The sequence below is a fragment of the Streptomyces rishiriensis genome (assembly GCF_003112535.1).
Classification (GTDB): domain Bacteria; phylum Actinomycetota; class Actinomycetes; order Streptomycetales; family Streptomycetaceae; genus Streptomyces; species Streptomyces rishiriensis.
This window is the reverse complement of the sequence record NZ_BEWA01000004.1, coordinates 241,636-268,292: the sequence shown is the minus strand read 5'-3', so window position 1 is coordinate 268,292 and position 26,657 is coordinate 241,636. Positions and strand designations below refer to the sequence as shown.

The following is a 26,657-nucleotide window of genomic DNA, read 5'->3' as shown; positions in this document are numbered from 1 at the left end:
TTCCGCGCCTCCCGGCGCCCTCGAACCGAGGGCATCCGTGCGCCGCCCGCCGGCGAGCCCCGGCCGCGCACCCTCTTTTTCTTGCACATCCCTCGCCGTAACTGCCCCGGAGGAGAACGAGCATGAGCCGCAGCGACGTCCTGGTCGACGCCGACTGGGTCGAGGCCAACCTCGACAACGCCGACATCGCCATCGTCGAGGTCGACGAGGACACGTCCGCGTACGAGAAGAACCACATCAGGAACGCGATCCGGATCGACTGGACCAAGGACCTCCAGGACCCGGTCCGCCGTGACTTCATCGACCAGGAGGGCTTCGAGAAGCTCCTGTCCTCGAAGGGCATCGCCAACGACACGCTGGTGATCCTCTACGGCGGCAACAACAACTGGTTCGCTTCCTACGCCTACTGGTACTTCAAGCTGTACGGCCACGAGAACGTCAAGCTTCTCGACGGCGGCCGCAAGAAGTGGGAGCTGGACGCCCGCGAGCTGGTCGAGGAGGTGCCCGAGCGCACCGAGACCTCCTACCAGGCCAAGCCGCAGAACAAGGCCATCCGCGCCTTCCGCGACGACGTGGTGGCGGCCATCGGTTCGCAGAACCTGGTCGACGTCCGCTCGCCCGACGAGTTCAGCGGCAAGCTGCTCGCCCCCGCGCACCTGCCGCAGGAGCAGTCGCAGCGCCCGGGCCACGTGCCGTCCGCCCGCAACATCCCGTGGTCGAAGAACGCCAACGACGACGGCACCTTCAAGTCGGACGACGAGCTCAAGGAGCTCTACGCCGACGAGCAGGTCGACCTGGCCAAGGACACCATCGCGTACTGCCGCATCGGCGAGCGCTCGGCCCTGACCTGGTTCGTGCTGCACGAGCTCCTGGGCGTGGAGAACGTCAAGAACTACGACGGCTCCTGGACCGAGTACGGCTCCCTCGTCGGCGTGCCGATCGAGCTCGGCGCCAACAAGTAACCAGGTCGCGCCCCACCGGGCGACGGACAAAGAAGCGAACCCGACCGGCCTTCCGGTCAGACATCTCTGGAGAAGCACATGTGTGGAGCGAAGGCCGGCGGTCCGGACGCCTCGACGATCAAGCCCGGTGAGACCACGATCCAGGGTCAGGTGACCCGGGACGGCGAGCCGGTGGTCGGTTACGTCCGCCTGCTGGACTCGACCGGCGAGTTCACCGCGGAGGTCCCCACCTCCGCCACCGGACAGTTCCGCTTCTACGCGGCCGAGGGCACCTGGACCGTGCGCGCCCTCGTCCCCGGCGGCACCGCCGACCGTACGGTCGTCGCCCAGCAGGGCGGCCTCGCGGAGGTCGCGATCACGGTCTGAACGATCAGGCAGGGGCCGTGTCCCACGGGTTGGACGCCCGGGACGCGGCCCTTCGCCGTGTCCAGGCCTACCCTGGACGTATGTTGGCCCGCCGACGGCACGTCTACTTCGCGATGATGGGCACCTGCATCGCGCTGTTCGTGCTGGCCTGGTCGGTCGTGCGGCTCTGGTCGGTGCCGGCGGCCGTCGGCATGTGCGTGGTGGCCATGATCATCCCGCCGGTCGCCGCGATGGTCGCCAACCGGCGCGGCCCCGACGACCGCTGGTGGGACGACCCCTCGGGCGACCCCACGTCCGACGAGTGGTGGGACGAACTGGACGGCAGACACCGCCGCCCCCGCGACCGCCCCTGACGACCGGGACAGCCCCCTGACGACCGGGCCCCGGCCCCGACGACCGGGACTCCGCCCCCTGCCCGCCCCTAGTACACGAGCGCCTGCGTCCCGTCCTCCAGCGCCTCCTGCACGAACACCTGGGCTCCGGCGATCCGCACCCCCCCGATGACGTCCTTCTCCGTGATGTCCCGGCGGGCCGCGCACTGGGTGCACAGGGTGAGACGGCCGCCGGCCAGCACCGAGTCGATCAGGTCGGGCAGCGGGGCCGCGTGCGGAAGCTCGAACTCGGCGGCCCGCCCCGGCAGCGCGAACCACGCGGACTCCCCGGTCAGCCACAGCGACACCTCGACCCCGCTGGCCACGGCCACCGCCGCCACCGTGAACGCCTGCGAGCACCGCTCGGGAGCGTCCGCCCCCGCCGTCACCTTGATCACGAGCTTCTTCGCCATGCCCGAATCGTAGTCACGACGCGGCCGGACGGCCGCTCACCGGCGACGCCGCCCGCGACGGCGCACCTCGCAAGGAGGGCCGGGGGCGGGCCGCGTAAGCTGGGGCCCGGCCCTGTCGTACGTGTGCCGAGTCGTACGTACCCCGCAACGCGCTCATCCGAGGAGCACCCGTGGAGATCTTCTTCGAAGCCCTGCTGGTCCTGGTCTGCGTCGGCGTCCTCGCCTTCGCCGGTCTGACCGTGAAGAAGCTGTACCAGGGCCAGCGCTGACCTACCAGTCCAGGAACTGCCACTCATGATCGAGATTCCGTCCGACCTCCACAAGGACCTCGTCCCCCTCGCCTTCCTGCTGGGCAGCTGGGCGGGCGCCGGCGTGCACGACTTCCCGGGGTCGGAGAAGTGCAACTTCGGGCAGGAGGTCACCTTCGGCCACGACGGCCGGGACTTCCTCGAGTACCGCTCCCACACCTGGGTCCTGGACAAGGACGGCAACAAGGTCCGCCCCCTGGAGTCGGAGTCCGGCTTCTGGCGTATCGACGCCGACCGCAAGGTCGAGGTGACGATGGTCCGCGACGACGGCGTCGTCGAGATCTGGTACGGCGAGCTCGCCGACAAGAAGCCGCAGATCGACCTGGTCACGGACGCGGTGGCGCGCACGGCCGCCTCGGGCCCGTACACCGGCGGCAAGCGGCTCTACGGCTACGTCAAGAGCGATCTCATGTGGGTCGGCGAGAAGCAGACCCCCGAGGTCGAGCTGCGCCCCTACATGTCGGCCCACCTGAAGAAGGTCGTCACCCCCGAGGACGTCGAACGCTGGGCGAAGGCGCTCCCCGACGACATGCCCGACGACGGGATCGCCTTCTTCAAGTAGTCCTAGACTCTTGGGTGTGGTGAGCACTGAAAGCACTGACTGGAAGAGCGACCTGCGGCAGCGTGGCTACCGGCTGACGCCGCAGCGCCAGCTTGTCCTCGAAGCTGTGGACACCCTGGAGCACGCGACCCCCGACGCCATCCTCGTGGAAGTGAGGAAGACGGCGTCGGGGGTCAACATTTCGACCGTGTACCGCACGCTGGAGCTCCTCGAGGAGCTCGGGCTGGTCAGCCATGCGCATCTGGGGCACGGGGCGCCCACGTACCACCTGGCCGACCGCCACCATCACATCCACCTGGTCTGCCGGGACTGCGACGACGTCATCGAGGCGGACGTGAAGGTGGCCGCCGAGTTCACGGCCAAGCTGCGCGAGACCTTCGGCTTCGAGACGGACATGAAGCACTTCGCGATCTTCGGCCGCTGCCGGGACTGCGCCCGCAAGGGTTCCGCCGCGAAGGGCGGGGCCGCGGGGCCGACCGCCGGTTCGGCCGCGGGTTCGGCCGCCAAGGGTTCGATCAACGAGTCGTAGGCTTGGGCCCATGAAGAGCCCTCTGCTGTCCCTGCCCGGCGCCGTCCCCGCCGAGGGCGTGGACGAAGACGTCGCCGGTCACTACGGCGATCTGTTCCGTGAGCAGCGCGCCCTGGCCGACGGCGCCGGATTCGTCGACCTCTCGCACCGCGGAGTCGTCACCGTCTCCGGCGAGGACCGGCTGAGCTGGCTGCACCTTCTGCTCACCCAGCACGTCTCCGACCTCGCGGCCGGCCAGGCCACCGAGGCGCTGATCCTCTCCGCGCACGGCCACATCGAACACGCGCTGTACCTGGTGGACGACGGCACGACGGTCTGGGCGCACGTCGAACCCGGCACCCGGGAGGCGCTGCTCGCGTACCTGGAGTCGATGAAGTTCTTCTACCGGGTCGAGGTCGCCGACCGGACGGCCGACACTGCCGTCGTCCATCTCCCGGCGGGGTCGATCACCCCGGCGCCGGCCGGTGTCGTCGTCCGCGAGACGGCGTACGGCCGCGATCTCTTCCTTCCCCGCGCCGACCTGGAGTCGTTCGCCGAGCAGGCCGGTCCGCCGGCCGGGATGCTCGCCCACGAGGCGCTCCGCGTGGAGCACCACCGCCCGCGCCTCGGCTTCGAGACGGACCACCGCACGATCCCGCACGAGCTCGGCTGGATCGCCACCGCCGTGCACCTTCAGAAGGGCTGTTACCGCGGGCAGGAGACGGTCGCCCGCGTCCAGAACCTCGGCAAGCCCCCCCGCCGGCTCGTCTTCCTGCACCTCGACGGCAGCGAGGTGCTCCTTCCGCCCGCCGGCACCGAGCTCCGCGTCGCCGACGAGGACCCCGACGGCCGCAAGATCGGCTTCATCACCACGTCCGTCCGTCACCACGAACTGGGACCGGTCGCGCTGGCCCTGGTGAAGCGCAACGTGCCGGTGGACGCCCCCCTGATGGCCGACTCGACGGCGGCCGCACAGGAGGTCGTGGTCGAGCCCTAGCTAGATCTCGATCAGGACGGTGAACGGGCCGTCGTTGGTCAGGGAGACGCGCATCTGTGCGCCGAACCTGCCCGTCGCCACCGTCGCGCCCAGATCGCGCAGCCGGGCGACGACCTCGTCGACGAGGGGTTCGGCGACCGGGCCGGGGGCGGCCGCGTTCCAGGTGGGGCGGCGGCCCTTGCGGGCGTCCCCGTACAGGGTGAACTGGCTGATGACCAGCAGCGGTGCGTCGACGTCGCTGCACGACCTCTCGTCGTGCAGCATGCGGACCGACCACAGCTTGCGGGCCAGCTGGGCCGCCTTCTCCGGGGTGTCCTCGTGGGTCACGCCGACCAGGACGCACAGGCCCTCGCCGTCGATCTCCCCGACCGTCTCGCCGTCCACGACGACGCTCGCGCCGTCCACCCTCTGCACCACCGCTCGCATGCGGACCATGATGCCGGGTGGCCGCCATGGACTCGTGAGTGGCCCATTTTCCCTCCTTAAGCCCCTGTCTGGGGCCGTTCGGGGGGACTCGGTAACAATGCGGCCGCTTGGGGTGGCACGATGCTTTCCACACGCCGGTCGAGGGGACGGTTGAGGCACATGAGCACACCGAGTACCGGGCGGCCCGCTGTACACCGGCCGCCTGCACAGCGCGGCGACGGCACCGTGCCGCTCGTCGGACCTGCGGAGCACGACCTGGCCGGGCTGAGCCTGCCGGAGCTGCGCACCCTGCGCCGGGACGCCCAGCGCGACGAGGCCGACCTCAGTTACGTGCGGCGCCTGCTCCAGGGCCGTATCGACATCCTGCGCGCCGAGCTGGCCCGGCGCTCCCCGACGGGTGCGGCGTCGGTGGTCGAGCGGTTGTCGGAGATCCTCACCGACGCCCCGGCCCGGCATCGCTCCTCGGCGCGCCACGTCACGCTGGGCACTCCGCACAGTGAGGAGTCCCGGCGGCTGGTCGCCGACATGCTCGCCGACGTCGAGCTCTCCGACCTCGACGCGCGCACCGATCCCGAACTGCACGAGGCGATGGGCCGTCTGGTCCGTTACGAGCAGCAGGTCTCCAGTCGGCGTCAGCGGTTGCAGCGGACGGCCGACGAGTCGGGCGCGGAGATCACGCGGCGCTACCGGGAGGGAGAGGCGCAGGTCGAGGACCTGCTGGTGTGAGGGGGGAAGAACGAGAGGGCGCCGCCCGGGGGTCGACGCCCTGCCGCGAACGCCTGGGCGCCCTGGGTGTTCCGGGGGCCCGGGCTCGTGCTGACGGCTCCTTTCGTCGGGGTGGGAAGGCGGTCCATCCGTAGCTGTTCAGTTGTGGCTGTGCGTTCGCTGTGAAGTTGTGGCTGTGCGGCGATGTTCAGTTGTGGCTGTACGTCGGCGCCGTCTGCTCGGACTCCCGGCTCCCCTCCGGAAGGAAGCCCGACCGGCCAACCGTCTGAAAGTTTGACCACGTTGTTGAAGTTGGCAGCCAACTTCACTGTAGTTATGTCCGCTTGGAAGCGTCCTATAACCATCTCTCTTTGAACTGCCCAAAGATGGCGGGAAGTTGTACTGTGCGGGCGTGGAGACGGAAAATGCCTCCGTCAAGGGGCGGAGGGGAGCCGAGCGGTCGCAGCGCTCACACCGCGAGGTGGCCGACGAGCTGCGCGCCCGCATCAGAGCCGGGGTGCTGCGGCCGGGGCAGCGCATGCCGACGCAGGCCAAGCTGGCGGACGAGTTCGGCGTCGAACGGGGCGCCGTGCGCCGGGCCCTGCGCATTCTGCAGTCGGAGCGGCTGCTGACCAACGTCTCCAAGGGAAGCCCCGCGACGGTCGCGGGGCCGATCGGCCCGGCCGGACTCCCGGTCGGCGCGGGGGCGGCGCCGCAGCCCTCGATGGCGGGCCTTCCGCCGCGCGTCACCGAGGCCTTCGCGGCCGCGCACGTGCAGGTCGACGCCCTCTGTCTGACCGCGGTCTCGCTGACCGCCGCGATCGGCGAGCCGGTGCGGCAGATCCATGCGGGGCAACTGAAACCGGCCAAGATCGACGTCCGTGTCCTGTTGCCGTCCCGGGACATCGACCTCGCCTTCCCGTCGCCGGTGGACAGCTCGGCCACCGGGCGGCTGCAGCGCCGCTGGCTGGCCCATCGCAACGCCCAGGGCCAGGTGCTGCGGCACAACCTGCTGACGCTGCGCTCCACGCACGGCATCGACGTGCACGTCACCTTCCGCGCACTGCCCTTCACCCCGCCCGTGAAGCTGTACCTCCTGAACGGCACGGAAGCGCTGTTCGCCTACTACACGGTCCAGCGGGGGGAGCAGACGGTCGGCCAGGAGAACATGGACATGTACGACGCCGAGGGCACGCGGTCGGTGCTGTTCGCGTTCGAGCGGGGCGCCGGACCGCGTGACACGACGTTCGTCGACCAGTCGCGCCGGTGGTTCGACGCGCTGTGGGACACGATCAGTTCGGAGCTGGTGCTCACGAGCTGACGGCGGGCCCGGTGGCGAGGAGGGCGAGGATCACCGCGCCGACCGAGCTGAGGGCGGGGCTCTTGGCCTTGACGCCCACGCTGAGCAGGAGCAGACCGACGGCGCCGGTGGTGCCGTACTTCCACTGGATGGTCTGCTCGACGCCGACGACGAAGGCGGCGCTGAGGAGGACGAGGACGGGCATGGTGGTTCCCCCCTTCCAGGCTGGGAGCGGGAGGCACATCTTCTGCCAACTCGCCCAAGTTGGTAACCAACTATGACTATGTTGTCCCCACTTGGCAGCAACTGCTAAACAACTTTCAAACAACTCCCGTCAGATGGATCGCAGTTGTAGCGTTTGGTCGTGACCCAGGAGAACGTGGCAGTGAACGGCAGCAGAAGGCTCTCTCCTCAGGAGATCGCCGACGTCCTGCGCGAACGCATCCGGGTCGGGGATCTCAGGGCCGGCGACCGGCTGCCCACCCAGGCCGAGCTGGCCGACGAGTTCGGCGTGGAGCGCGGCGCCGTGCGCCAGGCGCTGCGGGCACTGCAGGACGACGGGCTGCTCACCGACGTCACCAAGGGCAGCCCGCCCCGCATCGCGGAGCCGGCGTCCAGCGGCCCCGAGGAGCCCCAGCCCACCATGGTCGGTCTGGCTCCCCGGCTGACCGCGGCCTTCTCCGTCCCGCACGTGCGCATCGACGCGGCCTGTCTCACCGCCGAGAGTCTCATCCCGGCCCTGGCCGAGCCCCTCCGGCTCATCCACGGCGGGCAGCTGAAGCCCGCCAGGATCGACGTCCGCATCCTCCTGCCCTCCCGGGACATCAGCCTCGCCTTCCCGGTCCCGGTCGACGGCCGGGGCGACGACGACCCCGTCCACCAGCGCTGGCTGGCGATGCGCAACGCCCAGGGGCACGTCCTGCGCCACAACCTCCAGACGCTGCGCTCGCACGGCATCGACGTCAGCATCACCTTCCGCGCGCTGCCGTTCACCCCGCCGGTGAAGCTCTACCTCCTCAACGGCCAGGAGGCGCTCATGGCGTACTACATGGTGACCCGGCGCGAGGAGTCCACCGACACCGGAACCCTCGACATGTACGACGTCCTCGGCACCGAGTCGCTGCTCTTCTCCTTCGAGAAGGCGGCCGGTCAGCGCGACGCCGCGTTCGTGGAGGAATCCCAGAAGTGGTTCGACGCCCTCTGGGAAACCATCACCACGGACCTGACACTCTCCTAGTGACTTCTGATACGCAGCAGACCCAGCACGCGGCCCCCGACACCGAGACCGAGGCGGCGGACTTGCGTGAAGTGATCAGGGGCGCGCGCGTCGTCCTGTGGGACTTCGACGGGCCGATCTGCCGTCTCTTCGCCGGTCACTCGGCGGAGAGCGTGGCCGACGGCCTGGTGGAGTGGCTCGAAGGGCGGGGCCTGCACCACCTGCTGACAGAGAGCGAGCGGGAGTCGCTGGACCCGCACGTCGTCCTGCGCGCCGTGGACCGTCTGCGTCCCGGCAGCGACCTGGTCGGGGAGCTGGAGGAACGTCTCACCCAGGAGGAGCTGAGAGCCACGGCCACGGCGAGGCCCACCCCTTACGCCGACCCGCTGATACGCACCCTGACGGCTCTGGGCCTGCGGCTCGCGATCACCACCAACAACTCCCCCCGGGTCGTCACCACCTACCTGGCGACCCGCGGTCTCACCTCCTGCTTCGCGCCCCACATCTACGGCCGCACCCAGGAACTGCACCACCTCAAGCCGCATCCGCACTGCCTGAACCTCGCCCTGCGCGCCACGGGCTCGGCGCCCGGCACCGCCCTGATGATCGGCGACACCCCCTCGGACTTCCTGGCCGCCCGTGAGGCGGGCGTCCCCTTCCTGGGCTACGCGCGTAACGAGCGCAAGGAGAAACTGCTCAGGGGAGCGGGCGCGACCCGGGTGGTGTCGTCGCTGGAGCCGGTGCTGGAGGCGTTCAGGGGCTGAGCGCCGGGCCCGGCGTCAGGGCTTGGGGGCATGAAGGCCGCACACCAGAGGTCCTCGCCCATAAACACACCAACGACCGACCCGGCCAGAATCGCGACAAGGAGTACTAAGGGGTTCCCCAGTTCCCGTGGGCCGATGATGTTCGGGCCCCGGCCACGAGGCCGACCACGGTCAGGAGACACCTCATGAGTCCCATCTCTCGGCAACATCACGGCTACCGCCGGACGATGTCCGCCGGTGAGTGGCTTTATCACGGCTTGGCTCCTCGTCACGCGAACATGGTCCAGTACGTGGTGGAGGGCGCGGGGACGCTGGACGAGCGACGGCTGGCCGAGGCTGTGACCCGCGCTTCGCAGGCCAGTCCCGGGACACGGCTGGTGCGCGACGGCCGGCTTCTGGTGGACGGCGGTCTCCCGCCGCGCGTCCGGGTCATGGAGGCGGGCTCGTTCGACGGGCGGCTTCTGCACTCGCCCGCGTTCCGGCACCCGCTGCGGAGTCCGGGCGCCACGTTCGAGGTCCTTCTCTTTCCGGGCGGCACGAAGGGCTCTGAATCCGCCGGGGAGCGCACCGCCTTGGTCTTCCGCGCCTCGCACGGCGTCACGGACGCCCGGGGGCTGATGCTGTGGGTCGAGGACGTGTTCCGGGTGCTCCAGGGCTCCGAGCCGTCCGGCGCACCGTCCACGGTGAGCAGGGACGAGTTCCTCGAAAGCCTCGAACTGCCGGGCGGACTCCCGCCGATCTCCCGGAACGTCGGTGAGCTGGTGTGGCCCTCGCCGCTGGGCCCGGTGCCGCGCAAGCCCTCGGGGACACTCTGGCGCCGTCGGTCGGTCGACGGAAGCCACCCGGCGGCGACGGCGAAGGTGGCCGCAGCGGTGGCCGGGATGTACGGCCCGGACGGCGCCGGCCGCTTCCTGGTCCCCGTCGACCTGCGCCGGCACGCACCCGAGATCCGCTCCACGGCCTGGCTGTCGCAGGCGTTCGTGCTGGACGTCGCCGCCGGGGACAGCTGGCAGGAGGTGCACGGACGGGCCCTCAAGGCGCTCGCCGACGGCGCGGAGCTGGCGGTGCGCACTGATCCCAAGATGCTGAAGACCCCGCTGCCACTGATCCGGGCGTTCTCCTCGGCGGTCGGCCGGGCGTCCGCGCGGAAGAACCGCTGCTCGGCGCTGTCCCTCGTCACGCATCTGGGGATCCATGACCTGGCGTCCTTCGGTTGCGACGGCTTCACGGCAACGGCGCTGTACACCCTGGGTGCTACGGGCCCCGGGGCCCCGCCCTCGATCGACATGATCGAGAGCGACGGCCGTACCGAGGTAACCGTGACCTGGCAGGACGGGCCGGGTGTCGCCGAGCGGGCGCAGACGCTGCTGGACGTGGTCGAGGAGGCCCTGTCGCCCCGGGAGAACCGCGTGTGGCAGGGCAACGACACCGCTCGTGCACTGGATTCGGACGCTTCGGTGGTGCAGCGCTTCCGTGAACAGGTGCGGCGCACACCGGACGCTATCGCTCTCAGCGGGCCCGAAGGTCCGGTCACCTACGCGGAGTTGAGCCGCCGGGCCGACGCGGTGGCCAGGACGCTGCGGGACCGGGGCGCGGGTCCGGGGACGGTGGTGGGGCTGCTCGCCGATCGCTCGGTGGCCCTGGTGGCGGGCATATGGGGGGTCTTGCGGGCCGGCGCCTGCTACCTGCCCCTGGACGCGCAGCACCCGGACGCCCGGCTCTCGGGCCTGCTGACGGATGCCGGGGCGGCGTACTGCCTGGTGGAGGAGGCCTATGGGCAGCGGACGGCCGTACCGCCCGGGTGCGAGCAGCTGGCGCTGAGCCGGCTCACGGCCGTTCCCGGCCCGGAGCGCGACGGTGAACCGCTGTTCCAGGACGTCGAGGTGTCGCCGGACGACCTGGCGTATGTGATCTACACCTCCGGCTCGACCGGCCGCCCCAAGGGAGTGCAGATCGAGCACCGCAGTCTGGTGCACTACGCCGACTGGGCCACACGGGAGTTCGGGGTGGACGCGGACACCCGGCTGCCGCTGATCACCTCACCGTCGTTCGACGTCACGGGCACCTCGGTCTTCCTGCCGCTGCTGGCCGGCGGTGAAGTCGTCCTGATGCCGCAGGAGCCGAGCCACCTGTCGCTGCGGCGGTTGCTGCAGACCTCCGGCGCCACCATGCTCAATCTGACGCCGTCCCACCTGGACCTGATCGGGCAGCTCGACATCTCGCCGGACGGCTACCGAAGCGTGGTCGTCGTCGGCGAGCAACTGCGGGTGGAGGTCGCCGCCCGCGCCCAGGAGATGTTCGGACCGCAGTGCCGGATCATCAATCTCTACGGTCCCACCGAGGCGACGATCGGCTGCACCGCCCATACCTTCAAAGCCCGCGAGGACACCGGCATCGCCGTGCCCATCGGGGTGCCGGCGGACAACACCACGGTGCATCTCCTGGACGAGGGCCGTCGCTTCGTGGCCCCGGGGGACGTCGGGGAGATGTACCTGGGCGGCGTGCAACTGGCCCGTGGATACCTGGGCCGTCCCGATCTGGACCGGGAACGCTTCGTCCGTCTCGCCGACGGCAGCCGCGTCTACCGGACCGGTGACCTGGCCCGCGTCATGCCGTCGGGCGGCCTCGAGTTCGTCGGACGCATCGATGACCAGGTGAAGGTGCGAGGCCACCGGGTCGAGCCGGCCGAGGTGGCGCAGACGCTGGAGGACCATCCGGGAGTGACCCGGGCGGTGGTGATCGCGAAGGCCCGGCCGGGGAGCGCCTCGAAGGCGTTGTACGCGTACGTGGTGACCGGCCCTGATCCGGATGAACAAGAGTCCTTGGTCGAGGAGTTGACCGCTTACGTCACGGAGCGGCTGCCCCGGTACATGGTGCCCGCGGCGATCCTGGCGCTCCCCGAACTCCCTTACACGGTGAGCGGGAAGGTCGACACGAAGGCGCTTCCGGACGCCTTCGTGGCGGCCCCCGGAGCCGATGCGGACCCGATGGCGGCCCCGGAGGGGCCCACGGACCCGGTGGAGGAGGCGGTGGCCGAGGTGTGGTCCCGCACCCTCGGGGTGGAGCGCTCCAGACTGGAAGGCCGCTCGGACTTCCACCAGTTGGGCGGGGACTCGCTGTCCCTGCTCGCCATGATCGCCGGGGTCTGCCGGACCGTGCTGGACACCGAAGGAGAGGAGGTGTTCATGGCGGAACTGGCACAGATCGTCGGGGAGCCGACGCTGGACCAGGTGGTCCGGTTGTGCCGGAAGGCGGCGGGGGCGCACAGCCCGGCGCCGGTCGCGGAGTGAGCCGCGGCGGGGGCGGGCGCGCCGGCGGCAGCTCGAACTGGATTCCGAGGAGCAGATGACCGCCCTCGACGTGCCGGGTCTCGGCGCCACGCCCACCCACCAGGTGAAGGACGGCGACCCCGACTCGTCGGGCACGGTGTTCGGGGAAACCCGGCAGGCGTGGTGCGACCCGGGCTGGACGCATCTCGCCGAACAACCGGTCCGCGCTGCGCTAGCATGCCTCAATCGCGCGAGCAATCACTCCCGTCCATCCGTATAAGACGGCGAACCAGCCGGTCCCGGACGGCCTGACGCGGATGAGTGGCACCCACCCATTGGCTCACTTGCATCGCTCCGGTCGTGCGGCGCCTTTACCGTTTGCCCTAACATGCCCAGCGCGAGTATCCGGAGCGGCCAGTGGTCGACCACCTTGTTCCCCTTCGTCACCCCGGGGAACGAGCCGCCGAGGGCACGTCCGGCGTCCTACGTGCCTTCGTCCGGGCCGCGGAGTCCACACAGGCGTCCAGCGGCCACCACCATCGCAACCACGTGCTGCCGCTGACGGACGAGGTGGCGCGACGGCTGCGCCGCGAGCCGGGCACGCTCGTGACGGTGCGCATCCGGCGACGGGACGCGCTGCCCGTGGTGATCAGGACGTGGCAGGACGAGGCGGCGATCCTCGACGCCCTCCAGGGCGTCCTGCCCCACGCCCCCGCGTGCCTGGTCGAGACACCGGACTACGCCGTCCACAGCTATGTGGACGGCGTGCCGCTCTCCACCATCTGCGGAAACGGTAAGCCTGTCGACACCCTGCTGATGAGGGCGCTGGCGGGCCTGCTGGCCCAGATGACCCAGGTGCGCCTGTCCGCGTTGCCGGCCCTGCCGAGATCGTGGCCCGCCAACCACAGCGACAGCCAGGCCTTTCTGAGGACCCTGGCCCGTCTCGCCGACGCGGAGATCCGCAAGCCGAACTGGGACGAGTTCGGCGGACTGTTCAAGGCGTTGGGCGTCTCCGACGACGCGCTGCTCCGGCTGGCCGAGCGGGTGCCGGCCATGACCCGGCGGCCGTACAGCCTGCTCCACGCGGACCTGCACCGGGACAACGTGATCGTCTCGTACGACGGCGACCCGCCGCTCGTCTGCGTCGACTGGGAGCTTGCGACGTACGGCGACCCCCTGCACGACCTCGCCACCCACCTCGTGCGCATGCGGTACCCGGACCACCAGTGGGACGAGGTGATCGCCGCCTGGGCGCAGGCCATGCGGGAGTGCCGGCCCAGCGCGATCAAGGGGCTCGCCAGGGATCTGCGCCACTACCTCGATTTCGAGCGGGCGCAGTCCCTCTATCCCGACGTCATGCGGGCCGCGCGGTCCCTGCTGGAGTCGTTCACCCAGAAGAGCCTGGACGAGGCGACGGTGGAGGTGGGACGGGCGCTGCGGGCGGCGGCGGCGCCCCTGCGGCTCAGGAACGTCCCGACGAACGACGAGATCGGACGGGCCCTGTTCCGGTGGCTGGCGTCGCGGGGCGACGGGGCGGTCGGCGGCCGGGACTGGATCATGAAGGCCTTCGGCTGGCAGCCGGATCCGCGACTCACCGAGAACCCCCGCTTCCCGGCCTCCGCCGTGCGGGAGGCGCTGCTCGCGGAGGGAGCCGCTCCGGCGCACCGGGTCTTCAAGGGGACCGCGCACCTCAACTCCGTGGTCCGGGTGCAGGGCACGCGCACCCCCGTGGTCGTGCGCCGCAAACTGCCCGACGTCTCGCGCCGGGAGCCCAAGTACCTGAGCGAGCACGTCGTCCTGCAGGCGATCCAGGAGTCGCGGGTCCGGGTGGCGGCGCCGGAGGTCCTCGCCCTGGGTGTGAGCTATCCGGACGACCAGCTCAGCATCCACACCTACGAGGGCACCCACATCGACCGGGCGCCCGTCCACCCGGTGAACGGCCTGCTGCCGCACGAGGCGGACGCACTCGTCGACCAGTTGTGCGAACTGACCCGGGTGGACCATGGGTTGATCGATCCGCAGGCCGGGCACGTGGATTTCTGCGAGTGGCTGAAGGAACAGCTGGTCGGTCTGGTCCGCGACCTGCCGAAGAAGTCGCTGCAGCTGGCCCGCACGCTGGGGCTGCCCGACGAACGGCGGCTGCGGGAGATCCTGTCGGGGCACCGGGTGGGCCATCGGGCGCCGGCCCTGCTGCACGGCGACCTCAACCCGTGGAACCTGGTGCGCCGCGACGACGCCCTGGCCCTGACGATCATCGACTGGGAGATGGCCCTGGTCGGCGACCCGCTCTACGACCTGGTCCGGCACATGCATCTCACGCCGACCAAGCCGGAGATCAGGGAGCGGATGTTCCTCCGCTGGCAGCGGCGGCTGGCCCCGGAGTACACCCGGGACTGGGGGAAGGACTGGGTCGTCTACCGCCGGATCGAGATCGTCCGCTCCGCGTACATCGACCTCGACCGGCTGGCGACCGGGTCGGGCCTGGACGCTCCCAACGTCCGCCGGGCCGTCAACTCCTACGCCGACACCCTCGCGGCGGCCACCGCGTCCCTCGGTCTCTCCGTCCCCGCGACGGCAAACCCCTATCTGGCCCGCGCCCTGGCCTAGGCGTGCCGTCCCGACAGGTTGGTGACGCGGCCGGCTGGTCTGGGACCGTCGATGCCGGAGTGCTGCCGTCCCGTTGGCGCGGCCCCGCCGGGTGACGGGCGGGGCCCGTAGGCTCGCCCCATGAGTGAGACCGGGCTGCGTGAGCGCAAGAGGCAGCGGATGTACCAGGCCGTGTCGGAGGTCGCCGTCCGGCTGTTCCTGGAGCGTGGCTTCGACGCGGTGTCCGTCGCCGAGGTCGCCGCGGCGGCGGAGATCTCGGCTGCTCTCGGCGGCGCTCGGCAGCACTTGCCGGCGCTCGCCGGCACTCGACTCCCGGCCGCCCCAGGCTCGAGCTGGTCGAACGCCGGAACGGGCCGCGCCCGGCCTCCTGGACCCGCCGGATCGAACGGGCGCGGGCCGTGAGCGCGTGCGTGGAAGCGGTGTGGCCGAAGCTGCGCCCCGAGGAGGTCGTCGCCGGACTCCTCATGGACGCCGAGGCGTTGGCACGGGCGGCGTCCGGCCTGCTGGACGCGGACGAGCAGCGCGCCCTGCTCTGGCCGCGCCCGCCCCGCTCCCCGAAGTCGGCGCGCTGGTCGACGGCCGACCTCGTCCTGCTCGACGAGGTGGCCGGCCTCCTGGAACACCCCCGGGGCTACGGGCATGTCGTGGTCGACGAGGCTCAGGGCCTCTCGCCGATGGAGTGCCGCGCCGTCGCCCGCCGGGTCCCCTTCGGCTCGCTCACCGTCCTCGGCGACCTGGCGCAGGGCACCACCCCGTGGGCGGCGGCCTCGTGGCAGGTGCAGATGACCCACCTGGGCAAGCCGGACGCCACGATCGTCCCGCTGACCACGGGCTTCCGCGTCCCGGCCGCCGTGCTCGCCCTCGCGGGCCGTGTCCTGGACCGCCTCGACGTCGACGTGCCGCGGGCCGACTCGCTGCGCCGCGACGGCGAACTGCGCGTCCGGCGGGCGAACGGCGACCTGTCCGGCGCGGTCGTCGCCGCCGTGCGCGACGCGCTCGCCCACGAGGGATCGGTCGGCGTCATCGCGGCGGACCCGCAGGCGGCCGCCGTCCGCGAGGCGCTCACGGCGGCCGGCCTGCCGTCCTGCGGCCCGGACGAACCGGCCGCCCGGGTGACGGTCGTCCCCGCGACCCTCGCCAAGGGCCTGGAGTACGACCACGTCGTCGCCGTCGAACCGGCGGCCGTCGCGGAGGCGGAACAACGCGGCCTGAACCGCCTGTACGTGGTGCTCACCCGCGCGGTGACCCGCCTGGAGATCGTCCACGAACGCCCCCTGCCCTGGGAACAGTGAGCCCCGTACCGCCCTCCGCGTGCCCCTTCGGAGTTACGGCGAAGGGGTGACCGGGGCATCCTGGACGGTGATGCTGCTCTTCCTCGACGTCGACGGGACGCTGATCCCGTTCGGAGGCACGGACCCCTACCCCGAGTACGGGCCGCCGTCCCCCGCGCACCCTCTCCTGTCCCGGCTCGACCCGTCCCTCGGCCCCCGACTCCTCGCGCTGGGGTGCGAGTTGACGTGGGCGACGACCTGGCTGGACGACGCGAACACGCTCCTCGCACCCAGGCTCGGCCTCCCCGCGCTGCCGGTCGCGGACTGGCCGGACGAGACATGGCCGGACGCGGACCAGCCACCGGGAGGCGGCGGCGTCCACTGGAAGACGCGGACCCTGGTGTCCCTGGCCGCGGGCAGGCCGTTCGTCTGGCTCGACGACGAGATCACCGACGCCGACCGCGACTGGGTGGCCGCCCACCACCCCGCGCCGGGTCTCCTGCACCGCGTCCACCCCGCCCACGCCCTCCGCGACGCGGACCTCGCGGCGGTGACGGAGTGGATCGCGGGCGGGCGGGCACGGACTGTGCGGAGGCATCCCGGGCCGCCGGCGCGGTGACGGGGCTCAGGAGTGGGCGGGTGAGGCGTCGAGGGCGGCGGCCGGGGCGAAGGGCGCCGGCCGCAGGGTGCGGTGTCCTCCTCCCGAGTGGTGTGGCGCACTTTTGCAAGCAGGTGCTTGCAATAGTTAGCGCGGGTGGGGCAAGGTGGAGGCATGGCATCGCTCAACGTCGGCAATCTCGGCGAGTATCTGCGCGAGCAGCGGCGCAACGCGCAACTGTCGCTGCGGCAGCTCGCCGACGCCGCCGGGGTGTCCAACCCGTATCTGAGCCAGATCGAGCGCGGGCTGCGCAAGCCGAGCGCGGAGGTGCTGCAGCAGGTCGCCAAGGCGCTGCGGATCTCCGCCGAGACGCTGTACGTGCGGGCCGGCATCCTCGACGCGGAGCGGGACGGGGAGGAGTACCGACGGGAGGGCGCGACCCGAGCGGTCATCCTCGCCGATCCCACGCTCACCGAGGCGCAGAAGCTGGCGCTGCTCCAGATCTACGAGTCCTTCCGCAAGGAGAACGGGATCGGGAGCGACCACCGCGGCCACGTCGGAACGGACGGCGCGGACGCCCGGGCGCAGGAGAGCGACGCCGATCCGCAGCAGACGGCCGGTTGACCGGTCCAGGGGACCGGCCGCACCGCTGCGGAACCGCGCGACCCTCGGCCGAGGGCGACGTGGACGCACTCGATGTGATCGAGGCGTTCGCCGTACTCGGCTCGCACGACGCATACGACGCACACGACCTGCACGACGAACGTCAATCCGGGAGGACCTTCACCATGGCCATCACCGACGACCTGCGCAAGACCCTCAGCGACCCGACTCCGCTCTACTTCGCCGCGGGCACCGCCGACCTGGCCCTCCAGCAGGCGAAGAAGGTGCCCGGCCTGGTCGAGCAGCTGCGCGCCGAGGCCCCGGCCCGTTTCGAGGCGGTCCGCAACACCGACCCCAAGACCGTGCAGGAGAAGGCGGGCGCCCGCGCCAAGGAGGCGACCGCCCGTGCCAAGGAGGCGACCGCCCGCGCCAAGGAGGCGCAGGAGTCCCTCCAGTCCAGGGTCACCGACTTCATCAGCACCCTCGACGGGGACATCAAGAAGCTCGGCAGCACCCTCGACGCCGACCTGAAGAAGCTCGGCGAGTCCGCCCAGGACTTCGCGCTGCGCGGTGTCGGCGTCGCCGCCGAGTACGCCGTCAAGGCCCGTGAGACCTACGAGAAGGTCGCCGAGCACGGCGAGCAGGCCGTGCGGACGTGGCGCGGTGAGGCGGCCGAGGAGATCGAGGAGCTGGCGATCGCGGTCGAGCCGAGCGCCGAGCCGAAGACCGAGCCGAAGACCGACCCGGTCCAGGTCAAGGAGACCGGCGCGCCGAAGCCCGCTCCGGCCGCCGTCACCGTGCCCGCCCCGGAGGCGAAGACGTCCACCGTCAAGAAGGCTCCGGTGCGCAAGCCCGTTGCGAAGAAGACGACGCCGCCCACCAAGTGAGACCGGCGGCCGGGACGGACACGGCGAACAGCGATATACGGTCACGGGCCGGGCACTGATGCGGTGCCCGGCCCGTTGTACGGGTAGGCGAAGGGCGGTTGCGGGTACCGTGACCGCGTAGGACGAGCAGGGTCGAGTCGAGACGCGTCGAATCGGGTGGTGGGCGTTGTGCTGATGTCAGGCTTCGCGGGACTGATGTGGCTGTTGTACCTCGCCATGCTGGTCCTCGCCGTGGTGGCTCTGGTGATGGCGGCCGTGTTCCGTGACGACGCCTACCGGGCCGCCGACAAGCAGAACAAGGGGTTCTGGCTGATCATCCTCGGCATCGCCGTCGCGGTGAACCTGCTGGTGCCGATGCTCTTCCTGCAGCTCGCGGGCCTCGTCGCCACGATCGTCTTCTTCGTGGACGTGCGCCCCGCCCTCAGGCAGGTCTCGGGTGGCGGCGGCTGGGGGCGCCGACGCGGCGGAAGCAGCAGCGACGGCCCGTACGGTCCTTACAACGGCGGACGCTAGCCCCTGGCCGAACCCGGCAGGCCGGACCCCGCTCAGGGAACCCGGTCCAGCAGGACCACCGCCACGTCGTCCGTCAGCTCGCCCCCGTTGAGCTCGCGCACCTCGTTCACCGCGGCCCGCAGCAACGCCTCCCCGCTCAGCCCCTCGGAGAGCTGCCGGCGGATCATCTCCACCATGCCGTCCTGACCCAGCCGCTCCCGGCCCTCGCCGATCCGCCCCTCGATCAGGCCGTCGGTGTACATCATCAGGCTCCACTCGGCCCCCAGCTCGACCTGGGTCCGCGGCCAGCGCGCGCCCGGCAGCAGGCCGAGGGCGGGGCCGTTGTTGTCGTGGGGCAGCAGACGTGCGGGCCGGTCCGGGCGGGCGATCAGCGGCGCGGGATGGCCGGCCAGGCACAGGCCCGCCCGGCGGCCGTCGGGCGCGATGTCCACCGTGCACAGCGTCGCGAAGATCTCGTCGTCGTCGCGTTCGTGCTCCAGCACCTGCTGGAGGGTGTTCAGCAACTGGTCTCCGCACAGACCCGCCAGGGTCAGCGCCCGCCAGGCGATGCGCAGCTCCACGCCGAGCGCCGCCTCGTCCGGGCCGTGTCCGCAGACGTCGCCGATCATGGCGTGCACGGTGCCGTCCGGTGTGCGCACGGTGTCGTAGAAGTCGCCGCCGAGCAGCGCGCGCGAGCGGCCGGGGCGGTAGCGGGCGGCGAAGCGCAGCGGGGAGCCCTCAAGAAGGGGCGTGGGCAGCAGGCCGCGCTCCAGCCGGGCGTTCTCCTGCGCGCGCAGCTTGCCCTCGGCGAGCCGCCGCTCGGCGGTGTCGGAACGTTTCCGCTCCACGGCGTAGCGGATGGCGCGGCTCAGCAGCCGGCCGTCCAGCTCGTCCTTGAAGAGGTAGTCCTGGGCGCCCACCCGCACCGCCTCGGCGCCGCGCTCGGCGTCGCCGGACGCGGTGAGCGCGAGCACGGCGTGCCGGGGCGCGAGCCGCAGCACGTGCCTCAGCACGGCGAGCTCGTCGTCGTCCCCGGCGGCCGCGGAGGCGCGGCCCGGGGCGGGCAGGGCGAGGTCCAGCAGGATGCAGTGGACGTCGTCGGTGAGCAGCCGCTCGGCCTCGGTGAGGTTGCGAGCGGTGCGCACCCGGATCGGCCTGTCGTCCGAGTCGCGCACGTCGCGCACGATCGGGGCGGCCGTGGGGTCGTCCTCGATCAGGAGCAGGGTGAGGGTGGTGTGGGCGGAGCCCACGCCGGCGGCGACCGCGTCACCGCAGCTCACGCCGTTGGCGCCGGTGGCGCTGTTGGCGCCGGTGGCGCCGGTGGCGCCGGTGGTGCCGGTGGTGCTCACACCGGTCGTGCTCATGCCGGTAGTGCTCGCGCCCTGGTGGGCGTCTTCGGCGGGCGTGGCGTTGCGCGTGGCGTCGTTGTCGTCGGCCGGCGTCGCCTCGTCGCGACCGGCTTCCTCGCTGCGGACGGCTTCTTCCTTGGAGGGACCGCCGACTGCGGGCGCGGCCTGCGCCTGACCACTTTCCACGGCCGGGATCGCTCTCTGCCGCGGTACGGGTACGGGCATCGTCTTGGGTTCCTTCCCTCCCCCCGAGGGCTGGCGGGGGCGAGGGACCTCGACCCACCGACCGGGACCATAGCGGCAGAAGGCGTCGCAACGGAATGGTGTGACGCACGGTGTTTGAGCTCTGGCCACTGTCATATGCCGCGTTCCGTACCGCAGTTGGGCACGGCGGGAACCGGGCGGGAATGACGAACGTCACGTCCGTCCGGGGTTTGGGGCGCGGGAACGGGTGCCGTGGGTCACGTGCCCCAGGTCACCTGCCGCCTCCAGACCGCTCACCCCGGATCACTCGTCCCGGCCGTGCGTCTGCGGTCCCCACCCCTGCCGTCCCCCCGCCCGATGCGCGCACTTCAGGGCATTTCAGGGCACGCCAGGGCACGCCAGGCCACGTCAGACCACGTCAGAGCACGTCAGAGCACGCCAGAGGCCGTCAGAACACATGGGCGCGCTCGGCGGCGCACGTGGGCCCGGTCACGCGTCCGGTCGTACGACCCCGAGTATCGGCATCGAACCCGCCCCGGCGAGCGTGACCGTACGGCCCGGACGCGGGGCGTGGATGATCGAGCCGTCGCCCACGTACATCGCCACATGGCTGGCGTCGCTGAAGTAGATGATCAGGTCGCCGGGGCGCATGTCCTCGACGGGGACGTGCGGCAACTGCTTCCACTGCTCCTGCGAGGTGCGCGGCATCGCCCGGCCGGCGCTCTTCCAGGCCTCGGAGGTCAGTCCGGAGCAGTCGAAGCTGTCCGGGCCCTCGGCGCCCCACACGTACGGCTTGCCGATCTGCGCGGTGGCGAACTGCACGGCCTTCCTGCCCTGCTCGGACGCCGCGCTGTCGATCTCGTGGAGGATGCCGGTGTCCAGCCAGGCGGTCTGCGCCTTCTGCGCGCTCTGCCGCTCCAGCTCCTCGAGGCGCGCCTTCTCCTTCTTCTCCAGCCGGGATTCGAGCTTCTCGGCCTCCGAGATCTGCTTCTCGATCTTCTTCTGGGCGGCAGCCTTCGTCTTGCGGCCCGTCTCCAGCTCGGCCCACTGCGCGGAGGCGTCCTTGGAGTACTGCTCCAGGTCCTGCTGCGTGCGGGTGAGTTGGGTGATCAGGCCCTTGGTCGCGCGCTGGCCCTGGCGTACCCGGCCCGCACCGTCGAGGAACTCCGACGGGTCGTCGCTCAGCATCAGCTGCGCCTCGTCCGGCAGGCCGCCGGTGCGGTACTGGGCCCGGGCCGCGGCGCCCGCGCGGTCCTTCAGCTCCGCCAGCTTCTCCTGGCCCGCGACGATCTTCTTGGCCAGTTCGACGATCTCCGCCGACTGCTTCTGGGCCGCTTCCTCCGCCGCGTTGTAGGCGTCGGTGGCGACCGCGGCGTCGTGGTAGAGCGTCTCGAGGCGGGCGCGGACGGCCTCGAGGTCCTTGTCGGCGGTCGCGGTCGAGGGGAGCGCGGGTGTCTGGGCGCCCGCCGTCGGCGTCGAGGTCGTGGCCGAGGTCGTGGCGGGCGTGGGGTCGGGGCTCGCGAACGCGGCGCCGGGCGCCCCCAGCACGGTGATCGCACAGACCACGGCCACGGCCGTCGCCAGCAGGCCGCGCTTGCCCGTTCCCATACCCCGTCCCCCCACCACTGATTAACCGTCAGTAACTTACGGTGCTCGGGGGATCGTGCCATGTCACAGCCGAAAACGACAGAGCGGCGACAGCCACGACAGCCATGACGGCGATGACGGCCACGACAGCCACGACAGCCAGCGGACCCGCGACGGAACGGCGACGCAGCGGCAGTCGACGACGCGAACGACGTGAACGACACAGTCGCGGAGCGTCCGCAGCAGTCCTTCCCCTCGTCACCGCCCCGATAGGACGATCTCCCCGCCTTGTGTGACGAACGACGCACGGAGATCGTTCCCGGCTGCCCGGGGGGAATCCCGTTCAGCGCCCGGGCGCCAACGCGCCCCACCGAACCGTCACTTCGCCCTGCCGCCATCGCGCCGGCCCGTCCGTCACCGGCCAGTCGGCCGTCAGGTCCCGTACCGCGCGGATCCACCGCTGACGGGCGCCGTACGACGCGTAGGGCGCGGCCGCCGCCCAGGCGCGGTCGAAGTCGCGCAGGAACGCGTGCACCGGCTCGCCCGGGACGTTGCGGTGGATGAGCGCCTTGGGCAGCCGTTCGGCCAGGTCCGAGGGTCGTTCCAGGGAGCCGAGCCGGGTCGCGAACGTGACCGTGCGCGGCCCTTCGGGCCCGAGCGCCACCCACACGTGCCGGCGTCCGATCTCGTCGCAGGTCCCCTCGACCAGCAGGCCCCCGCGCGACCCGACCGCGGGATCGGCCGGCGCGAGCCGTGCGCACAGCCGCTCCCAGACCCCGGCGACCTCGCCCTCGTCGTACTGCCGCAGCACGTTGGCGGCGCGCACGAGGTGCGGCCGCCGGGCGACGGGGATCTCGAAACCGCCGTGCCGGAAGACCAGTCCCTCGCGTTCGTACGGCGCGGCGGCCGCGACCCGGGCGGGCTCGATCTCGACGCCGACGACCCGCGCGCGTGGCGCGACCGAACGCAGCCGGTGCAGCAACTCGACGGCCGTCCAGGGGGCGGCCCCGTAGCCGAGGTCGACGGCGACGGGCTCGACGGCGCGCCGCAGCTCGGCGCCGTGCGTCGCGGCGATCCACCGGTCCATGCGGCGCAGCCGGTTGGGATTCGTCGTCCCGCGCGTGACCGTGCCCACGGGGCGGACGGAGGCGCGGGATGTCATACCCAAGAGGGTAGTGCGGCGCTGTGGCCGGCCGGTGCGGCGCTGTCGTCGGCCCGTCCAGGCGCTCGAACACGGGTGCTGCGCCAAAGAACGAGCCCCCGCTAACGCCCACCGCCCTCGAACGGTTGAGCGATGCAGGGTAATGACTCGGCAAAAACCGCCCCTTTCCCGAACCCGCTCGGAATGGGAATCCCTTCGACCGGCGTTGCACCCCCCTGGAGGGCGCGCCACACCCTCCTTCCGGCATGCCCGCAGCAAGGAGGAACGGCCCGTGAGCCAGTACGCCAACAGGCTCGGGCGTCGCTCCACGGCGGCTCCCTCGCGGCTCAGGCTCCACCGCCGCCCCCGCCGCGTCGCGATGCTCTCCGTGCACACCTCGCCGCTCCACCAGCCCGGCACCGGTGACGCCGGCGGCATGAACGTCTACATCGTCGAACTGGCGCAGCGCCTCGCCGCGATCAACATCGAGGTCGAGATCTTCACGCGCGCGACCACCGGCGGTCTCCCGCCGACGGTGGAGCTGGCCCCCGGGGTCCTCGTCCGGCACATCGACGCCGGCCCCTACGAGGGTCTCGCCAAGGAGGACCTCCCGGCCCAGCTGTGCGCCTTCACGCACGGCGTGATGCAGGCCTGGGCCGGTCACCGCCCCGGCTACTACGACCTCGTGCACTCGCACTACTGGCTCTCCGGCCATGTCGGCTGGCTGGCCGCCCAGCGCTGGGGCGCCCCCCTGGTACACGCGATGCACACCATGGCCAAGGTCAAGAACGCCAACCTGGCCGACGGCGACACCCCCGAGCCCGCCGCCCGCGTCATCGGCGAGACCCAGATCGTCGTCGCCGCCGACCGCCTCATCGCGAACACGGCGGAGGAGGCCGACGAGCTCGTACGGCACTACCACGCCGAACCCGGCAAGGTCGCTGTCGTGCACCCCGGCGTCAACCTCGACCGCTTCCGCCCCGCGGACGGCCGCGCCGCCGCCCGCGCCCGCCTCGGCCTGCCCCAGGACGCCCTGGTCCCCCTCTTCGCGGGCCGCATCCAGCCCCTGAAGGCGCCCGACATCCTCCTGCGCGCGGTGGCCGTCCTGCTCGACGAGCGGCCCGAGCTCCGCTCCCGCATCGTCGTCCCGGTCGTCGGCGGCCCCAGCGGCAGCGGCCTCACCAAGCCGGAGGGGCTGCAGAAGCTCGCCGCGCGGCTCGGCATCGCGGACGTCGTCCGGTTCCGGCCGCCCGTCGACCAGGACCAGCTCGCGGACTGGTTCCGGGCGGCGTCGCTGCTGGTCGTCCCCTCCTACAGCGAGTCCTTCGGCCTGGTCGCCATAGAGGCGCAGGCGGCCGGGACCCCGGTGCTCGCCGCCTCGGTCGGCGGGCTCCCGGTGGCCGTCCGCGACGGCGAGACGGGCTTCCTGGTGCAGGGCCACGACCCGGCCGGCTACGCGCGCGTGCTCGAGCGTTTCGCGGACGGCCCCGAACTGCCCGCCCGCATGGGCGCGGCCGCCGCCGCGCACGCCCAGTCCTTCGGCTGGGACACGGCGGCCGCGGCCACGGCCGACGTCTACGCGGCCGCGACCCAGTCGCACCGCCGTCGCGTACGCTCCGAGCATGGGTGACCTGGAGAAGACCGCCGCACAGGCCATCGAGGCCTTCCTGCGGGACGCGGAGCTGGAGTGGGAGAGCACCGGGCCCGGCGCCTACGTGGCCCAGCTGCCCGGCACCCGCAAACTCAAGACGACCGTGTCCCTCATCGCCGGCCGCCACTCCCTCTCCCTCAACGCCTTCGTCATCCGCCACCCCGACGAGAACGAGTCCGGCGTCCACCGCTGGCTCCTGGAACGCAACCTGAAGCTGTACGGCGTCGGCTACGCCGTCGACCAGCTCGGCGACGTCTACGTCACCGCACGCCTGCCGCTCGCCGCGGTCACGGCCGACGAGTTCGACCGCCTCATGGGCCAGGTCCTGGAGGCCGCCGACGGCGCCTTCAACACCCTGCTGGAGCTGGGCTTCGCGAGCGCCATCCGCCGGGAGTACGAGTGGCGCGTCTCCCGGGGCGAGCCGACGCGCAACCTGGACGCCTTCGCCCACCTGACCCAACGGCCGTCGGCCCCCTCCGGCCCGATGGACGCGACGGGTTCGACGGACACGACTGACGCGACGGACCCGACTGGCGTGACGGGTTCGACGGACGCGACCGGCTGACCGCCGCCGTTCACATGACGGCGGGACCGCCCCGCCGCCCGTACCGTCCTGGCGTGACCCCCACCAACTTGCGGAAGTGCCGGGTCAGATGGGCCTGGTCGTAGAACCCGGACGCCGCCGCGACCTCGCTCGACGGCAACCCGTCGAGCAGGAGGCGACGGGCGCGGTCGACCCGGCGGGCGGTCAGGTACTGGTGCGGCGCGATGCCGTAGGCCGAGCTGAACGCCCGTACCAGGTGGGCCGGATGGGCCTGGACCAACCCGGCCGCCTCGTCCAGCGCGAGACCTGCCACGACCCGTTCGTCGAGGAGTTCGCGCAGCCGCCGTGCCAGGTCGGGGTCGGGGCGCGGGGAACCGGTGGGCCGCAGGCGGGGCCGGAGGTGGGCCCGCAGCCGCTCGCCGATGAGCGTCAGCCGGCTGTCGGCCTCCAACTCGTCGCCGGGCCGGGCGAGCGTGGCGTGCAACTGGCCCACCCGCCGCCGCAGCACGGGATCGCGCAGGTCGGGCGCGTCGACGGCCGCCCCGACGAGGTCCTCGCCGAGCACGCCGGAGTCGAGGTAGAGGACCCGCTTGCGGAACCCCTGCGACGTCGCGGGCGAGCCGTTGTGGGGCACGTGCGGCGGCAGCAGGGAGACCGTGTCGTGCGGCGTCCCGTGCTCGTGCCGGTCGAGGTCGTAGCGCACCGCGCCGTCGTCGACGATGAGCAGCGTCCACGCCTCGTGGACGTGCATCGGGTAGGCGTACTCGGTGAAGTGGGCGTGGAAGACCTCCACGACGCCCGGCACGCGGGGCCGCCAGGCACGGACGTCGGCCGTGGGCTGTGCGGCCGGCTGCTGAGCGGCCAGGTGCTGGGCGGCCATGCAAAGAACGTACAAGACGGCGGCTGACGACGAGCGGCAGTCTCGTCGTATGGACAGCGCGAACACGACGACCACGACGAAAACGACGAAAACGACGAAAACGACGAACACGACGAAGACGATGAACGCCACGGCCGCTGGGAACACCACGCTCGCCCCCGCTACCCCCGCTACCCCGGCCGTCCCCGCTACCCCGGCCGCCCCCGCTGCGGCGAACGCCGAACAGATCCGCTTCGACACGAAGATCGCCGTGCTGCTTCGCGAGGACCTGGAGACCTGGCAGCGCCTGAACGTCACCGCGTTCCTGGTCAGCGGGCTCGGCACGGAGCTCCCCGAGGTGATCGGGGAGCCGTACGAGGACGCGGACGGCGTCCCGTGCCTGCCGATGTTCCGCCAGCCGGTACTGGTCTTCGAGGGCACGAAGGAGACGTTGAAGACCGCCCACGCGCGCGTGCTGTCCCGCTCCCTCCCGCGCGCGGTGTTCACGAGCGACCTCTTCGCCACCGGCAACGACCGCGACAACCGCGCGGCGGTGCGCGCCGTGCCGACGGCCGACCTGGACCTGGTCGGGCTGGCGCTGTACGGCCCGAAGAACGCGGTGGACAAGGTGCTGAAGGGGGCGAGGATGCACCCGTGACGCCGACGGCTCAGGCGGCTCCGACGGATGAGTCGGAGC

At 71.7% G+C, this 26,657-nt stretch carries 26 protein-coding genes and 3 pseudogenes; 22 read left to right on the top strand and 7 right to left on the bottom strand.

Annotated features, from left to right (window positions below; all coding sequences use genetic code 11):
• The first annotated feature begins 122 nt into the window (after positions 1–122).
• From Sri02f_RS08240 to Sri02f_RS08230, 3 genes are all read left to right on the top strand, one after another.
• Positions 123–962 carry a sulfurtransferase gene (locus tag Sri02f_RS08240; RefSeq protein WP_109000416.1) on the top strand — a complete coding sequence of 280 codons (840 nt, stop codon included), beginning with the start codon at positions 123–125 and terminating at the stop codon, positions 960–962.
• Positions 963–1,040: 78 nt separating this feature from the next.
• The gene (locus Sri02f_RS08235) at positions 1,041–1,328 is read left to right on the top strand and encodes a DUF1416 domain-containing protein (RefSeq protein ID WP_109000415.1); all 288 of its coding nucleotides are present in this window, start codon (positions 1,041–1,043) and stop codon (positions 1,326–1,328) included.
• A gap of 80 nt (positions 1,329–1,408) precedes the next feature.
• Positions 1,409–1,681 carry a DUF3099 domain-containing protein gene (locus Sri02f_RS08230; RefSeq protein WP_109000414.1) on the top strand — a complete coding sequence of 91 codons (273 nt, stop codon included), beginning with the start codon at positions 1,409–1,411 and terminating at the stop codon, positions 1,679–1,681.
• 68 nt (positions 1,682–1,749) lie between these two features.
• Here Sri02f_RS08230 and Sri02f_RS08225 read toward each other — a convergent pair whose 3' ends face one another.
• Entirely contained in the window at positions 1,750–2,112 is a 363-nt protein-coding gene (locus Sri02f_RS08225) for a DsrE family protein (RefSeq protein ID WP_109000413.1), read from the bottom strand.
• A gap of 294 nt (positions 2,113–2,406) precedes the next feature.
• Here Sri02f_RS08225 and Sri02f_RS08215 point away from each other — a divergent pair, with 294 nt between their 5' ends.
• Genes Sri02f_RS08215 through ygfZ form a run of 3 tightly spaced genes read left to right on the top strand, consistent with a single transcriptional unit; the run spans position 2,407 to position 4,487 of the window.
• On the top strand, positions 2,407–2,982 hold the full coding sequence (locus Sri02f_RS08215) for a heme-binding beta-barrel domain-containing protein (RefSeq protein WP_109000412.1): 576 nt from the start codon (positions 2,407–2,409) through the stop codon (positions 2,980–2,982).
• A 16-nt stretch (positions 2,983–2,998) separates the two neighbouring features.
• Positions 2,999–3,511 (top strand): Fur family transcriptional regulator, encoded by a 513-nt coding sequence (locus Sri02f_RS08210; RefSeq protein ID WP_109000411.1) that lies wholly within the window; start codon positions 2,999–3,001, stop codon positions 3,509–3,511.
• Positions 3,512–3,521: 10 nt separating this feature from the next.
• Complete coding sequence (ygfZ, locus tag Sri02f_RS08205) at positions 3,522–4,487, top strand: CAF17-like 4Fe-4S cluster assembly/insertion protein YgfZ (RefSeq protein WP_109000410.1); 966 nt, start codon at positions 3,522–3,524, stop codon at positions 4,485–4,487.
• On the opposite strand, the gene dtd is transcribed toward ygfZ, so the two are convergent.
• Complete coding sequence (dtd, locus tag Sri02f_RS08200; RefSeq protein WP_109000488.1) at positions 4,488–4,913, bottom strand: D-aminoacyl-tRNA deacylase; 426 nt, start codon at positions 4,911–4,913, stop codon at positions 4,488–4,490. It lies immediately after the preceding gene.
• Positions 4,914–5,072: 159 nt separating this feature from the next.
• Here dtd and Sri02f_RS08195 point away from each other — a divergent pair, with 159 nt between their 5' ends.
• Together Sri02f_RS08195 and Sri02f_RS08190 are read left to right on the top strand one after the other, a co-directional pair.
• Entirely contained in the window at positions 5,073–5,639 is a 567-nt protein-coding gene (locus tag Sri02f_RS08195; protein WP_174855609.1) for an RsiG family protein, read from the top strand.
• 391 nt (positions 5,640–6,030) lie between these two features.
• Positions 6,031–6,939, top strand: coding sequence for a winged helix-turn-helix domain-containing protein (locus Sri02f_RS08190; protein WP_245970520.1), 909 nt, complete (start codon positions 6,031–6,033; stop codon positions 6,937–6,939).
• On the opposite strand, the gene Sri02f_RS08185 is transcribed toward Sri02f_RS08190, so the two are convergent.
• Positions 6,929–7,123 (bottom strand): hypothetical protein, encoded by a 195-nt coding sequence (locus Sri02f_RS08185; RefSeq protein WP_109000407.1) that lies wholly within the window; start codon positions 7,121–7,123, stop codon positions 6,929–6,931. The two genes, Sri02f_RS08190 and Sri02f_RS08185, sit on opposite strands and share 11 nt — an antisense overlap.
• Before the next feature lie 153 nt (positions 7,124–7,276).
• Here Sri02f_RS08185 and Sri02f_RS08180 point away from each other — a divergent pair, with 153 nt between their 5' ends.
• The 11 genes and pseudogenes from Sri02f_RS08180 (at position 7,277) to Sri02f_RS08135 (ending at position 18,646) form a co-directional block, all read left to right on the top strand.
• Positions 7,277–8,155, top strand: a complete 879-nt coding sequence (locus tag Sri02f_RS08180; RefSeq protein ID WP_109000406.1) for a GntR family transcriptional regulator — start codon at positions 7,277–7,279, stop codon at positions 8,153–8,155.
• Entirely contained in the window at positions 8,155–8,898 is a 744-nt protein-coding gene (locus Sri02f_RS08175) for an HAD family hydrolase (protein ID WP_245970518.1), read from the top strand. Before Sri02f_RS08180 ends, Sri02f_RS08175 begins: the two co-directional genes overlap by 1 nt.
• Before the next feature lie 185 nt (positions 8,899–9,083).
• Positions 9,084–12,188: a non-ribosomal peptide synthetase gene (locus Sri02f_RS08170; RefSeq protein ID WP_109000404.1), complete on the top strand. Its 3,105-nt coding sequence runs from the start codon at positions 9,084–9,086 to the stop codon at positions 12,186–12,188.
• A 55-nt stretch (positions 12,189–12,243) separates the two neighbouring features.
• Complete coding sequence (locus Sri02f_RS41105) at positions 12,244–12,447, top strand: hypothetical protein (protein WP_159106676.1); 204 nt, start codon at positions 12,244–12,246, stop codon at positions 12,445–12,447.
• Between the two features lie 137 nt (positions 12,448–12,584).
• Positions 12,585–14,774 carry a phosphotransferase family protein gene (locus tag Sri02f_RS08165; RefSeq protein ID WP_109000403.1) on the top strand — a complete coding sequence of 730 codons (2,190 nt, stop codon included), beginning with the start codon at positions 12,585–12,587 and terminating at the stop codon, positions 14,772–14,774.
• Between the two features lie 120 nt (positions 14,775–14,894).
• A pseudogene (locus Sri02f_RS08160) lies at positions 14,895–15,032 on the top strand (TetR family transcriptional regulator); the annotation flags it as partial.
• Positions 15,033–15,112: 80 nt separating this feature from the next.
• A pseudogene (locus Sri02f_RS08155) lies at positions 15,113–16,066 on the top strand (ATP-binding domain-containing protein); the annotation flags it as partial.
• Between the two features lie 70 nt (positions 16,067–16,136).
• Positions 16,137–16,664: an HAD domain-containing protein gene (locus tag Sri02f_RS08150; RefSeq protein ID WP_109000402.1), complete on the top strand. Its 528-nt coding sequence runs from the start codon at positions 16,137–16,139 to the stop codon at positions 16,662–16,664.
• Positions 16,665–16,817: 153 nt separating this feature from the next.
• Positions 16,818–17,267 (top strand): helix-turn-helix domain-containing protein, encoded by a 450-nt coding sequence (locus Sri02f_RS08145; RefSeq protein ID WP_245970517.1) that lies wholly within the window; start codon positions 16,818–16,820, stop codon positions 17,265–17,267.
• A 164-nt stretch (positions 17,268–17,431) separates the two neighbouring features.
• On the top strand, positions 17,432–18,133 hold the full coding sequence (locus Sri02f_RS08140) for a hypothetical protein (RefSeq protein ID WP_109000487.1): 702 nt from the start codon (positions 17,432–17,434) through the stop codon (positions 18,131–18,133).
• A 168-nt stretch (positions 18,134–18,301) separates the two neighbouring features.
• A complete protein-coding gene (locus Sri02f_RS08135; protein ID WP_109000486.1) occupies positions 18,302–18,646 on the top strand; it encodes a DUF2516 family protein in 345 nt (114 codons plus the stop codon).
• A 32-nt stretch (positions 18,647–18,678) separates the two neighbouring features.
• On the opposite strand, the gene Sri02f_RS08130 is transcribed toward Sri02f_RS08135, so the two are convergent.
• The 3 genes from Sri02f_RS08130 to Sri02f_RS08120 form a co-directional block, all read right to left on the bottom strand.
• Positions 18,679–20,199, bottom strand: a complete 1,521-nt coding sequence (locus Sri02f_RS08130; RefSeq protein WP_167467507.1) for a PP2C family protein-serine/threonine phosphatase — start codon at positions 20,197–20,199, stop codon at positions 18,679–18,681.
• 468 nt (positions 20,200–20,667) lie between these two features.
• Positions 20,668–21,786, bottom strand: a complete 1,119-nt coding sequence (locus tag Sri02f_RS08125) for a C40 family peptidase (RefSeq protein WP_109000400.1) — start codon at positions 21,784–21,786, stop codon at positions 20,668–20,670.
• Between the two features lie 322 nt (positions 21,787–22,108).
• Positions 22,109–22,927 carry a class I SAM-dependent methyltransferase gene (locus Sri02f_RS08120; protein ID WP_174855608.1) on the bottom strand — a complete coding sequence of 273 codons (819 nt, stop codon included), beginning with the start codon at positions 22,925–22,927 and terminating at the stop codon, positions 22,109–22,111.
• A gap of 271 nt (positions 22,928–23,198) precedes the next feature.
• Here Sri02f_RS08120 and mshA point away from each other — a divergent pair, with 271 nt between their 5' ends.
• Positions 23,199–24,536, top strand: a complete 1,338-nt coding sequence (mshA, locus tag Sri02f_RS08115; RefSeq protein WP_109000398.1) for a D-inositol-3-phosphate glycosyltransferase — start codon at positions 23,199–23,201, stop codon at positions 24,534–24,536.
• Positions 24,529–25,026 (top strand): annotated as a pseudogene (locus Sri02f_RS08110) (type III secretion system chaperone family protein); the annotation flags it as partial. The gene mshA and the pseudogene Sri02f_RS08110, both read left to right, overlap by 8 nt.
• A 106-nt stretch (positions 25,027–25,132) precedes the next feature.
• Here Sri02f_RS08110 and Sri02f_RS08105 read toward each other — a convergent pair.
• A complete protein-coding gene (locus Sri02f_RS08105; RefSeq protein ID WP_109000485.1) occupies positions 25,133–25,981 on the bottom strand; it encodes a helix-turn-helix transcriptional regulator in 849 nt (282 codons plus the stop codon).
• Positions 25,982–26,102: 121 nt separating this feature from the next.
• On the opposite strand from Sri02f_RS08105, the gene Sri02f_RS08100 reads away from it, so the two are divergent.
• A complete protein-coding gene (locus Sri02f_RS08100) occupies positions 26,103–26,618 on the top strand; it encodes a DUF2000 domain-containing protein (RefSeq protein ID WP_245970514.1) in 516 nt (171 codons plus the stop codon).
• Positions 26,619–26,657 lie beyond the last annotated feature (39 nt).